The organism is Paenibacillus sp. GP183 (genome assembly GCF_900104695.1).
GTDB lineage: Bacteria > Bacillota > Bacilli > Paenibacillales > NBRC-103111 > Paenibacillus_AI.
Genome location: NZ_FNSW01000001.1, coordinates 5,031,473 through 5,044,375 on the forward strand (window position 1 = coordinate 5,031,473; position 12,903 = coordinate 5,044,375).

At 47.0% G+C, this 12,903-nt stretch carries 11 protein-coding genes; 10 read left to right on the top strand and 1 reads right to left on the bottom strand.

Annotated features, from left to right (window positions below; genetic code table 11):
* Positions 1 to 4: 4 nt before the first annotated feature.
* The 10 genes from alaS (at position 5) to BLV33_RS24995 (ending at position 11,751) form a co-directional block, all read left to right on the top strand.
* Positions 5 to 2,635: an alanine--tRNA ligase gene (alaS, locus tag BLV33_RS24950; RefSeq protein ID WP_090798019.1), complete on the top strand. Its 2,631-nt coding sequence runs from the start codon at positions 5 to 7 to the stop codon at positions 2,633 to 2,635.
* An 85-nt stretch (positions 2,636 to 2,720) separates the two neighbouring features.
* Positions 2,721 to 2,981 carry an IreB family regulatory phosphoprotein gene (locus BLV33_RS24955; protein ID WP_090798021.1) on the top strand — a complete coding sequence of 87 codons (261 nt, stop codon included), beginning with the start codon at positions 2,721 to 2,723 and terminating at the stop codon, positions 2,979 to 2,981.
* Positions 2,982 to 2,998: 17 nt separating this feature from the next.
* Positions 2,999 to 3,415 carry a Holliday junction resolvase RuvX gene (gene ruvX / locus BLV33_RS24960; RefSeq protein WP_090798023.1) on the top strand — a complete coding sequence of 139 codons (417 nt, stop codon included), beginning with the start codon at positions 2,999 to 3,001 and terminating at the stop codon, positions 3,413 to 3,415.
* A gap of 8 nt (positions 3,416 to 3,423) precedes the next feature.
* Complete coding sequence (locus BLV33_RS24965; protein WP_090798027.1) at positions 3,424 to 3,729, top strand: DUF1292 domain-containing protein; 306 nt, start codon at positions 3,424 to 3,426, stop codon at positions 3,727 to 3,729.
* A complete protein-coding gene (locus BLV33_RS24970) occupies positions 3,726 to 4,025 on the top strand; it encodes a DUF1292 domain-containing protein (RefSeq protein WP_090798029.1) in 300 nt (99 codons plus the stop codon). The genes BLV33_RS24965 and BLV33_RS24970 overlap by 4 nt, the downstream gene beginning before the upstream one ends.
* A gap of 58 nt (positions 4,026 to 4,083) precedes the next feature.
* Positions 4,084 to 5,181, top strand: a complete 1,098-nt coding sequence (mltG, locus tag BLV33_RS24975; protein ID WP_253187163.1) for an endolytic transglycosylase MltG — start codon at positions 4,084 to 4,086, stop codon at positions 5,179 to 5,181.
* On the top strand, positions 5,178 to 6,107 hold the full coding sequence (locus BLV33_RS24980; protein WP_090798031.1) for a peptidase U32 family protein: 930 nt from the start codon (positions 5,178 to 5,180) through the stop codon (positions 6,105 to 6,107). Before mltG ends, BLV33_RS24980 begins: the two co-directional genes overlap by 4 nt.
* 30 nt (positions 6,108 to 6,137) lie before the next feature.
* Positions 6,138 to 7,424, top strand: a complete 1,287-nt coding sequence (locus BLV33_RS24985) for a peptidase U32 family protein (RefSeq protein ID WP_090798033.1) — start codon at positions 6,138 to 6,140, stop codon at positions 7,422 to 7,424.
* A 129-nt stretch (positions 7,425 to 7,553) separates the two neighbouring features.
* Complete coding sequence (locus BLV33_RS24990; protein ID WP_253187164.1) at positions 7,554 to 9,722, top strand: methyl-accepting chemotaxis protein; 2,169 nt, start codon at positions 7,554 to 7,556, stop codon at positions 9,720 to 9,722.
* A gap of 229 nt (positions 9,723 to 9,951) precedes the next feature.
* Positions 9,952 to 11,751 carry a peptidoglycan D,D-transpeptidase FtsI family protein gene (locus BLV33_RS24995; RefSeq protein WP_090798037.1) on the top strand — a complete coding sequence of 600 codons (1,800 nt, stop codon included), beginning with the start codon at positions 9,952 to 9,954 and terminating at the stop codon, positions 11,749 to 11,751.
* Here BLV33_RS24995 and BLV33_RS25000 read toward each other — a convergent pair whose 3' ends face one another.
* Positions 11,752 to 12,822, bottom strand: a complete 1,071-nt coding sequence (locus tag BLV33_RS25000) for an ATP-binding protein (protein WP_171909294.1) — start codon at positions 12,820 to 12,822, stop codon at positions 11,752 to 11,754.
* Positions 12,823 to 12,903: the final 81 nt, after the last annotated feature.

Consider the following 12,903-nt stretch of genomic DNA (forward strand, 5'->3'; position numbering starts at 1 on the left):
GGATATGAAGGCAAGTGTGATACGGTCAAAGTGGTTGGAGTTTTTTGCGAGTAAGGGACATAAGATTGAACATAGCGCGCCACTGGTTCCGCATAATGATCCGTCGCTATTATGGATCAATGCGGGGATGACGCCTCTCAAGGCTTATTTTGACGGCCGCGTTGTGCCCGAGAATCCTCGAATTGCGAATGCGCAGAAATGTATACGGACTAATGATATCGAGAATGTAGGGAAGACTCGCCGCCATCAGACGTTTTTTGAGATGCTGGGGAATTTTTCGATTGGGGATTATTTTAAGGAAGAAGCGATTACCTGGGCCTGGGAGTTTTTGACGGATCCGAAATGGATCGGATTTGATCCCGACCGTCTGTCGGTGACGGTTTATGAGGAAGATGAGGAAGCATACCAGTTATGGAACAAAAAGATCGGGATTCCCGCTGAGCGAATTTATAAGCTGAAGGATGATAATTTTTGGGATATCGGTGAGGGGCCGTGCGGGCCTTGTACGGAGATATTCTATGACCGCGGCGATGCATATGGAGATCTGTCGGATCCGGAGTGCTGGCCGGGGGGAGAGAATGAGCGGTTCCTGGAAGTCTGGAATTTGGTGTTCTCCCAGTTCAATCATAATAAAGATGGCAGCTATACGCCGCTTCCGAATAAGAATATTGATACAGGTGCAGGCCTCGAGCGGCTTTCCTCGATTTTGCAGGATGTAGATTCCAACTTTGACACGGATTTATTCAAACCGATCATCGATAAAACTTGCGAATTGGCCGGTGTAACCTACCATACCAGTGAAGAGCAGGATATCGCTTTGAAGGTGATTGCCGACCATGTAAGAACGGTCAGCTTCTCTGTCGGTGACGGCGTATTGCCGTCCAATGAAGGACGGGGCTATGTCATTCGACGTTTGCTTCGCCGGGCCGTACGTTATGGAAAGGTGCTTGGTCTGGATAAGCCATTCCTTTACAAACTGATCCCGGTTGTGGGTGATATTATGGGCAGCCACTATACGGAAGTTGTAAACAAGCAGGAGTTTATCGAAAAGGTCATTCGCACGGAAGAAGAGCGTTTCCATGAAACGTTAAGCGACGGCTTGGCTATATTGGCCGAAATGGTGGACAAGACTCGTCAATCGGGCCAAACAGAGATAAGCGGACCGGATGCATTCAAGCTGTATGATACCTACGGATTCCCCTTCGATTTGACGGAGGATTTTGCCGGAGAACAAGGATTGGCTGTGAATCGGGCAGGTTTTGATGCGGCGATGCAAGAGCAGCGTGAGCGTGCCAGAGGGGCTCGTCAGGAGTCCGAAAGCATGAAGGTGCAGGGCGGACCACTGGCTGATTTTACGACTAAAAGCGAATTTATAGGGTATAATGATTTGGTAGTTCCTGCTAGCATCATCGCGATTGTTCATGAGAATCAATTCGTGGATATTGTCGGTGTTGGCGAGACCTGTCAGGTTGTGCTGGACCGCACTCCTTTCTATGCGGAAAGCGGCGGACAAGTCAGCGACCATGGATGGATTCGCAGCCATCATGTAACGCTGCAAGTAGAAGATGTAACGAAAGCTCCGCACGGACAACACGTGCACACCGTTATAGTAGAATCAGGCGTTCTCCGCAAAGGAGAGACTGTAGAAGCATCTGTAAGCCGAAGCTTTCGTGAGGATACCATTAAAAATCATACGGCAACCCATCTTCTTCATAAAGCGCTCAAGGAAGTGCTCGGTGAACATGTGAACCAAGCCGGTTCCTTGGTTGAGCCTGATCGGCTGCGATTTGACTTCTCACACTTTGGCAGCATTAGCCCGGAAGAGCTTCAGGATGTGGAACTGCGTGTCAACCGTCAAATATGGACGAATACGCAGATGGACATATCTCTCAAAGCTATTGCCGATGCAAAAGCGATGGGAGCAATGGCGCTGTTCGGTGAAAAATATGGTGACATCGTGCGCGTTGTGAAGGTGGGGGATTACAGTCTGGAGCTTTGCGGCGGCTGCCATGTGCAAAGCACCGGACAAATCGGACTATTCAAAATCACCAGCGAATCGGGAATCGGTTCCGGAATTCGGCGTATTGAAGCCGTTACCGGCAGAGGCGCTTATGCCTATTTGGAACAGCAGCTGCAGCTGTTAAAAGATGCTGCCAGCCATCTCAAGTCAAATGTACAGGATGTGCCAAAACGAATAGAGAGCACCATGCAGCAAATCAGGGAGCTTTCGCGAGAGAATGAATCCTTGCGCGGGAAACTCGATCGGATTGAAGCCGGAGCTCTCACTGATCAAGTGAAGCATGTGGCTGGAGTTCCGGTATTGGCTGCGGAAGTCCATGCAAGCGATATGGATTCCCTGCGTAATATTGTCGATGAGATGAAAGGAAAGCTGGGCTCCGCTGTTATTGTTTTGGCTGCGGCTGCAGATGATAAAATCAACCTGGTAGCAGCAGTGTCGCCCGATCTTGTCACAATAGGCTTTCACGCAGGCAAGATCATTAAAGAGATTGCTTCTTTAGTTGGCGGAAGCGGCGGCGGCAGGCCGGATATGGCTCAGGCCGGGGGCAAGGATGCAGCCAAACTGAAAGCGGCATTAGCGGCAGTCGAAGCTTTGATTGCTCAGCAGCATGTATAAAATTTTTTCCTGCTGACAGGAATTTTTAATCGGATAGAGAATATATGACAATATACATCTTTAAAAGAAAGCGGGGATGTTCCAGATGAGTTCCATGGATAAAACGATGAAGTTCAACGTCAAAGCGGAGGAAATCGAGACATCGCCAAAAGAAGTGCTGCTTTCGGTGTATGACGCTTTGGAAGAAAAAGGCTATAATCCGATCAATCAAATAGTGGGGTATTTGCTTTCCGGGGATCCTGCCTACATTCCTAGACACAACAACGCAAGAAGCTTGATTCGCAAGCGGGAGCGGGATGAGTTGATCGAGGAATTGGTTCGCTCTTATTTGGCTCAGAACAAATAAACGAAAAGAGATCCGGCATGAGATGGATGGGTTTGGATTACGGGGATAAAACAATTGGTGTCGCGATCAGCGATGAGCTTGGCCTAACAGCACAAGGATTGGAAACCATAAAACGCCATGGTCCAGACAAGGATGCAGCTCGTATCGAAGAAATCCTGAACCAGTATGAGGTCACTGAAATCGTAGTGGGACTTCCGAAGAATATGAACAATACCATAGGTCCCCGCGGGGACCTATGCATTGCGTTTTCTCAAGACTTACAGCGAAGATTAAAGGTACCCGTACATTTGTGGGATGAAAGGCTTACCACAGTTTCAGCAACACGTATTCTGCTTGAAGCGGATGTAAGCCGGAAAAAGCGCAAAGAGGTCATTGACAAAATGGCTGCTGCGATTATCCTTCAGGGTTACATGGATTCTAATAAGAAGAGGTGACGTGAGCAATGTCCAAAGATGAACTGCAGGATGAGCCGGAAATTATTTATATCCCGGACGATGAAGGCAACGAGGAAGAGTTCGAGGTTATCATGAAATTTGAAGTTGACGGATCTGATAAAAAGTATATGATGGTCGTTCCTATGGAAGGCGACGATGAAACCGATGAGGTCTATGCGTTCCGCTATGAAGAAGATGATAATGGCGACGATCTGAAGCTGTTTACCATAGAAGATGAAGAAGAGTGGAACATCGTTGAAGAAACCTTCAATACACTCATGGCCGAGTATGAAGAGGAAGACGAAAAAGCATGAAAAAGCCTCAAGAGGGTTTGTTGCGAAATGCCTACGGGGATGATATCATTTTATACGATGAGCAGGGCGGGTCCACGGTGTATCAGCTGTTAGCCGAATTTGTATACGGCAATTATACTTATGCAGTACTGCAATCCGAGGAACTGAAAAAGGAAGACGTCGATGTCGCCATATTTCGGGTTGTGGAGCATGCAGAACAGCAGTATGAGCTGGAAACCATCGAAGATGATGACGAATGGGAAACCGTCTCCGAGCTCTATGATGAAATGATGTTTCCGGTGAAGGAAATCTTGTAAATCTTAACCCGAGCGGAGCGTTTCCGCTCTTTTTTTATGCTTAGAAAGGGGAATATTCTTGGAAGAAGATGAAGTCATAACGAAACCCAAAAGAAGCAAGCTTCGAATTATGTGGCTTACGATTTCCTTGGTTCTTCTTGTATTGATTGGAGCGGGTGTTGGAACTGCGCTTTATGCAGCGAATGCCCTGCAGCCCGTGGCCGCCTCTGATCAAGAGGTGAGGATAAACGTACCTCTTGGGACGGGTGCTGTGCAAATTGCCAATTTGCTGAAGGAGCAAGGCTTGATTAAAAGTCCATTCATCTTTGCCGCTTATCTAAAATGGAAAAATCAAGGTTCCCATTTCCAGGCCGGCGAATACGCGATGAAGCCAGGGATGACCTTGGATCAAATGATTGAGCAGCTGAACAACGGTCAAACGGTCAAAAAGGAAGTGTTCCGCGTGACGATTCCGGAAGGATTTACCGTCCGGCAAATCGCAGAAAAGCTAAGTGCGGAGACGCCTCTGAAAGCGGATGTATTTTTGCAAGTCATTGAGAAACCGGAACAATTTCAAGCCGCTGCATTGGAAGGGCTTCCTAATGACAAAGCTATCAAGTATCGATTGGAAGGTTATTTATTTCCTGAGACTTATGAGTTCAAGAAAGGCTCGAATGAGCAGGATTTTGTCCTGCGTTCGCTGCAGGAGCTGGATAAGAAATTGGCGACTCTTCCTTCAGATTGGAAGATCAAGCTTCAGGAAAAGAAGCTGACGCTTCATCAAGTTTTGACGATAGCTTCGCTTATAGAACGTGAAGTTGTGGTTGAGGAGGAACGGCCGTTAGTTGCCAGTGTCATTTATAACAGGCTGAACCAGAATATGCCGCTGCAGATTGATGCCACGATACAATATTTGCTCGATAAGCCGAAAGAGCGTTTGTTTGAGAAGGATCTGCAAGTGGACAGCCCCTACAATACGTACAAAAATCCAGGGCTGCCTCCAGGACCGATCGCAAGTCCAAGTCTAGCCTCCATCAAGGCGGCATTATATCCGGCTGAGACGAAATTTATGTTTTATGTAACCAAGAAAGACGGTTCGCAAGGCCATCTTTTTGCCGAAACCTTCGAAGAGCATAAGAAAAATATTGCAGCAAGCAAAAAAGGAACAAACGGATGAAAAAACCAGAATTGTTAGTAAGCGTCGGATCTGTCGACGAGATGAAGAGGCTCATTGCAGCCGGTGCAGACGGCGTCATCATGGGCGAGGATAAATACGGTCTGCGTATGCCCGGCGAGGTTAAGGAAGATGAACTTCATTACGCAATTGCATGGGCACACGAACATGGCGCGAAAGCCTATATCGCGGTTAATCGTATTTTTGCTAATGAGGATCTTGAAGAGCTTGCTGCTTATCTGTCCAAGCTGCAGATATTCGGGACGGATGCCATCGCATTCGGTGACCCGGCGGTTTACATGATTGCAAAAGATTTGCCGCAGCCTTTGAAGCTTCATTGGAATGCGGAAATGACTGCTACCAATTATGCGACGGCCAACTTTTGGGCATCGAAAGGCGCTGCGCGGTCTGTTTTGGCGAGGGAGCTTAATATGGAACAGGTGCTGGAGTTTACGCGCCGCGCCAAAATGGAAGTGGAGGTGCAAGTACACGGCATCACCAATATTTATCATTCCAAGCGTGAATTGGTCAAAAACTATATGAACCATCAAGGCCACGATGCATCTATCCAAAACCGTTCCATGGAGAGAGGTTTATATCTCATTGAGCAGGAACGCCAGGATCAGCGTTATCCTGTGTATGAAGACAGGAACGGCACGCATATCATGAGCTCCGAGGATATTTGCATGCTCGAGAATCTGTCAGAGCTCATCGAGGGAGGAGTAGACAGCCTGAAGATAGAGGGGCTGTTGAAGTCTGTCGAATACAACGAGACAGTTGTACGCAGCTATAGAGCAGCAATCGACGCCATCATCTCGGACCCGTCCGGGAATTCTTTTAATCCAAAGTGGCTGGACAATATCCAGCAGCTCCAAGACCCTGAACGTGAATTGTCTTTTGGCTTCTTCTATAAGGAACAGGTTTATTGAATTATTTTTTAAAGGTGAGGTGAAACCACAATGACAGCCACAATCCGGGAAGCTCGCACGCGCGGTAAACGGGTTCGTTTGGATAAACCGGAGCTTCTTGCACCGGCCGGCAGCTTAGAAAAGCTTAAATTCGCAGTTCATTACGGAGCGGATGCCGTCTATATCGGCGGACAAAAATACGGCCTGCGCTCGAATGCGGATAATTTTACGCTGGATGAAATGCGCGAAGCTGTCGAATTTGCCAGCCGTTACGGTGCCAAAGTATTCGTTGCTACCAACATTTATGCCCATAATGAAGACATAGAAGGTCTCGAAGATTACCTCATGGGTCTGCAGGAGGTTGGAATCGCTGCGATCATAGCAGCTGATCCCATAATTATGGAAACGGCCAGGCGCGTCGCGCCGAAGCTTGAAGTGCATGTGAGTACCCAGCAGTCCACAATGAACTGGCGAGCGGTGCAGTTTTGGAAGGAGCTTGGGATCGAGCGTGTTGTGCTGGCCCGGGAAGCGAGCATGGATGAAATCGACGAGATTAAACGCCATGTGGATGTGGAGATAGAGGCTTTCATTCATGGAGCCATGTGCAGCTCTTATTCAGGGAGATGTGTATTATCCAACCATTTCACGGACCGGGACTCGAATCGCGGTGGCTGCTCACAATCTTGCCGCTGGAAATATGATTTGTATGCCAAGGGTGTGCCATTATCATCGCCTCTGGCTGCCGGGCTGCCTTTGTTTAACGAAATGGACGATCCCTTTACGATGGGCTCCAAGGATTTAAGCATGATCGAGCACATCGCGGATATGATCGAATCCGGCGTAGACAGCTTCAAGATTGAAGGCAGAATGAAAAGCATTCATTATGTGGCAACGGTGGTTAATAGCTACCGGCAAGCGATTGATGCTTATTTTGCTGACCCTGAGCACTATACCCTTAATCCATTGTGGCGGGATGAAATCCTTAAAGCAGCCAACCGTCCGCTGAACACAGGTTTTTTCTATGAGGCGCCGGACCATGAGGACCACATCTATGAGCCGGAAGAGAAAGCATCAGGCTTTGATTTCATCGGTTTGGTCGTTGGATATGAGGCAGATACCGGATTCGCGCTCATCGAGCAGAGGAACTATTTCAAACCCGGACAGGAAGTAGAGTTCTTCGGACCGAACGGAACCCATTTTAAGCAAAAAATTACAGAGATTCGAGATGAAGGCGGCAGCCTGCTTGATGCGGCCAGACATCCGCTGCAGCTCATAAAACTGGCTGTAAATCATCCAGTTAATAAATGGGACATGATGCGAAAGATTACATTAAGATAGCTAGTTTAGGAAAAGTTTTCTAATTATTTTTGGAAATCGTGTCCTTTTATAAAGGAGATTGTTGGAATATGTCGAACATATATTCAATCGATTTTTATGATTTCCAAGTAAATGATGGTGGTGGGTTTATTGAAAGAAAAGCTGAGAAACCTCTTTTCTTCTTTATCGAGATCGGTGAAGTCAGGAAAGACTGCTTTTGACAAAATGGGTACCAATCAAGAGGGGGACAATAAGCAATCACAAATTTTTAAGCAAGTCCGTTTTGAAAATCCAGTTAAATCCGTGGGAATGAAGCTGTTTCTAATGTTTTTTATAAGTATTTTACTGTTTGTGCTGGTCGTAGGCATGGTATCTTACCAGCTTTCGAAAGGTGTAATTAAGGAGAAAGTATCGGTTGGCAGCCAACAAACGATCACACAAGCTGGTAAAAAACTGGACTTTGTCTTTCAAACACTTGAGGACACTACACTGCAAATTATGCTTGATAAGGAAATTCAGGATCTTCTCGCCGCAGTTCCAAATATCAAGTCAGGTTCATACGAGAGCTTGGAATCCTCGCGTAAAATAACTGACAAGCTTAATGTGTTCTTGTTTGCCAACAAGAATATTAAATCGCTGCAGCTCTACGAGACTGGCGGAAAGTTAATCAATATGGTCGGCAACAGCACTTCCCTTTCAGGAGCGAATGTGTCAGGTGAAGCATGGTTTAAACAAACTATGGAAAATAACGGGAAAGCCTCGTGGTTGGATACCAAGGAAAAAGGCTATTCCGGCGGTACTGCCAGCTCTTTTGCCATTGGTCGAGTTCTAAAGAATACCACAACAAGCAATAATTCCGGCATTTTGCTAATAGAATTTGGGACGGAAGTATTGGTTAATGAAATTGGCGCCATCAATTTAGGCCCCGAGAGTGAAGTGGGGATCACCAATGCGACAAATAAGTACATAGCAACAGCTAATAATGCCAATCTGGAAAAAGCAGCTAAAATTCAATTAACCAAAGAGGAATTGGCCCTCGCTCCGGGTACATCGGGTTCCTTTGAAAATGCGGACCGCCGGATGGTCGCCTATTATAAAACCAAAATATCCGGATGGAACCTGGTTGCTCATATGCCGGTCAGCTCGCTGGTTAAGGATGCGGACAAAATCTTTAATTTCACGCTTATCATCGCTCTTGTCGCATCTTTGATTGCTACTTTGATTGGATTATTCGTAGCTCGTTCGATTGGACGTCCTCTCGTGCTGCTCCGCAATTTGATGCAGCAAGGCGCCAAAGGGAACTTGACGGTCCGAGCTAACTATCAATCCCAGGACGAAATCGGACAGCTTGGCAAGAGCTTTGATGTGATGATGCAGCAAATTACCGGGCTTGTCCAGCAAACGAGATTATCCGCTCAGCTAGTGTTGGAGACGGCCGGAGAGCTTACTAACTCATCCAAAACAACGGCGATCGCAGCCCGGGAAATTGCAACAGCGACCGATGAAATTTCTAACGGTGCGGCTGGTCTTGCCACCGAATCGGAGCGCGGCAATGAGCTCACCCAACATATTGGGGCTCGGATGAAAAAAGTGATAGAGGCCAACCTGGAAATGGGGACATCGGCTGCGGACGTACAGAGCTCCAGTGAACAAGGAACCAGGTACATGTCTGAATTGATCAGCAAAACGAACCTGACGGAAGAAATGATTCGATCCATGGTAGAAAAGGTCGATAATCTCAAGGAAAGCACAAGATCGATCCGTAAAATTCTTGATATGCTGAATAACATGACCAAGCAAACCAATATTTTATCCTTGAATGCGACCATCGAAGCGGCTCGTGCAGGGGCAGCAGGCAAAGGGTTCATGGTTGTAGCCGATGAAATCCGCAAGCTCGCAGACCAATCTCGCCAATCGATTGATATCGTCGGCCAGATTACGGAAACGATTCAAAAAGAAATTGATGAAACCGTCAAGGTATTATCCAATGCAACTCCGATTTTCCAGGAACAAATCCAATCCGTGAAGGAAGCGGATACAATCTTCAAGCAGGTGACCACTCATATGAGTGGATTTATCGAACAGTTAAGCACTGTGAGTGATTCTATCAGTACGTTGGATCAATCGCAGATTGTATTGTCAGATGCTATGACCAATGTCAGTGCAGTTGCGGAACAATCACTGGCTACCTCGGAGGAAGTCGCCTCTCTCAGTTCCGAGCAGCTCAGCATCAGCGACGGCTTGGTGAAATTATCGGATCAGCTCGAGCATTTATCCAATTCCCTGAAAGATACTTTATCCAAGTTCGAAGTGGAATAACTGTTAAGCGAGCCAGCCGCCTTCCGATCATCGGAGGGCGGCTTTTATGGTTGAACAAAAAGTATAAGTTATTCTAAACTTATCTTGCTTCGCATCAACCTTGACAAACGCGATCGTCATTAAGGACGACGCAGCCGTTTATCCTCGCATGTTTCCAATGTTTGAGTACAACTGAAACTGCTCATAATGGAAGATGTAAGTAAGACATGTTTAAGAAAGGGTGGGTGCCATGGACAAGTATAATCGTACTTCAGCAACTGTGAAGCGAAGAATGTTCATGATCCTGCTTGTTTTTATGGCGCTGCTCGCAAGTATCGCAGGAAGGCTGCTTTGGATCCAACTGGTGCGAACAGGCGGATCTTCGATACATACCGTGGATCTCGTGAAGAACTCCGTCTCCCAGAGGCAAAGCTCTTTGGTGCTGCACACGGGACGTGGAGATTTTTATGACTGGAAGCTTCGTCCCATGACCGGAGAGACCTCTAAAGCGCTAGTCATCTTTCCTGTCCAGAAGAAAATTCATAGCGAAGATCAGCAAAATGAAAATATCGCCCGGATTCTGGGAGTTAGTACAGCTGAATGGAAGACATTCTCCGATCATGTCAAAGAGCCGCGTTTGTGGTCGACCAAACCGGATGGTCAGCCGAATCATTTAAACGCAAAGCAAGAAGAACTAATTGATCTATTACAGCTTCCAAATGTGCGGGTTGTTGCCTATGAAAAGCGTTATCCGCAGAGTATGGCAGCTAAACAGCTCATAGGGTTTATTGGTGAGAATCCGGAAAGAATCAAGACAGTATTCGGTAAGCAGCTGGCCCATGGAGATGTTTCGTTAACAAGTAAAATCGGAGGATCCGGCCTGGAGAAGAGCTTTGAGCCCTTGATCGAGGGCATAGGCCAAACGTCCATTTCTTATTTTACCGATAATGAAAAGAGACCTTTGACTGGATTGGGAACACGCTTGATAGAGCCGACCAATCCCTATTATCCGCTGAAGGTAATTACAACAATCGATCTGGATCTGCAAAAAAAAGTTGAAGCGCTTATGGATTCCATGAATATTCGGGAAGGTGCTGCCGTTGTTCTGAATGCTGCCGATGCCGATATCAGGGTCATGGCCAGCAAACCCGATTACAACCCGGAGGATGTTGACCCATCGCAAAGCAATTGGAGCAATCATGCCCTAAAAGCGATAGCTCCAGGCTCTATTTTCAAAACAGCAGTAGCGGTTGCCGCTCTCGAGGAAGGAGTGGTGAAGCCCGGTGAAACCTTTGATTGTCAGGGGGCTCTGGGAAAGTACGGGTTTACCTGCTGGAAAAAGGAAGGCCATGGCCGCTTGACGCTGCAGGAAGGGTTTGCAGAGTCCTGCAATATTGTATTTGCGAAAGTGATGCAGCGCCTCAGCTCTGTACAGCTGGAGAAGTATGCCGGGGCATTGGGTCTGACTCATAAAGCGGGCTGGCAGGGCACTGCCGGGCAGCAGAATGTTCAGCAGTTGGACAGTGAGGATGAGGGCCAATTATTCGCAGCCGGAACCCCACGTGAGGATGAGGGAGTACGCATGCAAACGGCTATAGGCCAGCGCGATGTCCTTCTTTCTCCACTTCAGTCAGCGAATATGATTGTTACTCTGCTTCACGGCGGAGAGCGTTTTTCACCGAGGGCCGCCTCGGAAATTCGTTACCAAACAGATAGAATCATGTCGAGTTTTACGGTTCAAAAAAGCCATACGGCCATCTCCCGAGCAACCAGCCGAGAATTGCTGAAGTGGATGGAGACGGTGGTTACAGAGGGAACAGGCAAAGCGCTGCAAGGTACTAAGTGGCAGCTTGCCGGAAAATCGGGAACTGCACAAGTTCTAACAGGGAAACAGGAAAAGGTCAATCAATGGTTCATTGGATATGGTCCGGTACATGCTCCCAAGTACGCTGTTTCCGTCTCTGTCGCCAATGTTGGTCCAATGGAGCCCAATAAAGCAATCCCTTTATTTAAAGGAATCATGCAGATTTTAGCTGAATCCGAGCAGTAATCAGGACGCTCCGGGCAGCGTGACGACAAAGCAGGTGCCTTTGTTCAATTGACTGGTTACATCGATAGTGCCGCCAAATGTCTTGATGATGCGGTAAGAAACCATCATGCCAAGGCCGGTACCTTTTTGCTTTGTGGAGTAGAAAGGGGTGCCTAGACGCTCGAGCTGTTCATGGGTCATACCAATTCCGTTGTCCCTGATTTCGATCCTCACGAGATCTTTCTCTTTATAGCCTCTAATTTGCAGGGTTCCACCATCAGGCATGGCTTCGATTCCGTTTTTGGTCAGGTTGACCAAGCACTGCATCAGCTTCTCCCCGTTGGCTAGGATCCACAAATAAGACTCCATTTCAAAGGCGATTTGTACATTGAGTAATGAAGCATAAGGATTAATCAGGTTAGCCAGTTTTTGTGAAAGAGTGGATGCATCGAGTTTTTCCAGCTTTTCTGCTTGGGGCTTGGCGAGGGATAAGTAATCGCTGATGATGTTTTGGGCTCTATCGATTTCTTCGATGACCATTGCCGTATACATGCGTTTTTTTTCTTCGGACACCTGGGATTGGTTTAGAATTTGCATAAAGCCCCGAGCTACCGTCATAGGGTTTCTGATTTCATGAGCCACAGAGGCAGCCAGTTCGCTGAGTACATTCAGTTTTTCCGATTTTTGAAATTCCTGGCGCAGGGCCAGATTTTCTTTGATATGCTCAATCAAAAAGGTGATCATCGACATCGTCAGCATATGAATGACGCAATAGCCTAAACCTATTAGAATAGAGGATAATGTGAAGGGAATTTCATTCGTGAACGAGTCGAAGAGAGAAACGCAGAAAGTAGCGAAAGCACAGATCAAAGCGAGCAGCGCAGGGAACATGATCTTGGGTGATTTGTGCTTCCAATTGCTAAGATAAATGAAAGAAAGGATAAAGGGTATAAGGAAAACAGTAATAAGCGCAACCCATTCCACCTCGGGACCATGAAAGTAATAGCTAAAGACAATTTCAACAGCGGACACTATTAAACCGGATCCAATGCCCCCATATAAAAAAGCGGCAAGAAGTGGAATGAGACTCAAATCATATGAAATTTCTCCTGCGGAAAATAAGGGGTGGGAAATACAAAAGACAGCCAATGGACTGCAATATGCAAACACCCA

What these genes read in the sequence shown, in the direction of transcription:
- alaS (WP_090798019.1), top strand. Translation starts at nt 5, where the DNA reads ATGAAGGCAAGTGTGATACGGTCAAAGTGGTTGGAGTTTTTTGCGAGT.
- BLV33_RS24955 (WP_090798021.1), top strand. Translation starts at nt 2,721, where the DNA reads ATGAGTTCCATGGATAAAACGATGAAGTTCAACGTCAAAGCGGAGGAA.
- ruvX (WP_090798023.1), top strand. Translation starts at nt 2,999, where the DNA reads ATGAGATGGATGGGTTTGGATTACGGGGATAAAACAATTGGTGTCGCG.
- BLV33_RS24965 (WP_090798027.1), top strand. Translation starts at nt 3,424, where the DNA reads ATGTCCAAAGATGAACTGCAGGATGAGCCGGAAATTATTTATATCCCG.
- BLV33_RS24970 (WP_090798029.1), top strand. Translation starts at nt 3,726, where the DNA reads ATGAAAAAGCCTCAAGAGGGTTTGTTGCGAAATGCCTACGGGGATGAT.
- BLV33_RS24980 (WP_090798031.1), top strand. Translation starts at nt 5,178, where the DNA reads ATGAAAAAACCAGAATTGTTAGTAAGCGTCGGATCTGTCGACGAGATG.
- BLV33_RS24985 (WP_090798033.1), top strand. Translation starts at nt 6,138, where the DNA reads ATGACAGCCACAATCCGGGAAGCTCGCACGCGCGGTAAACGGGTTCGT.
- BLV33_RS24995 (WP_090798037.1), top strand. Translation starts at nt 9,952, where the DNA reads ATGGACAAGTATAATCGTACTTCAGCAACTGTGAAGCGAAGAATGTTC.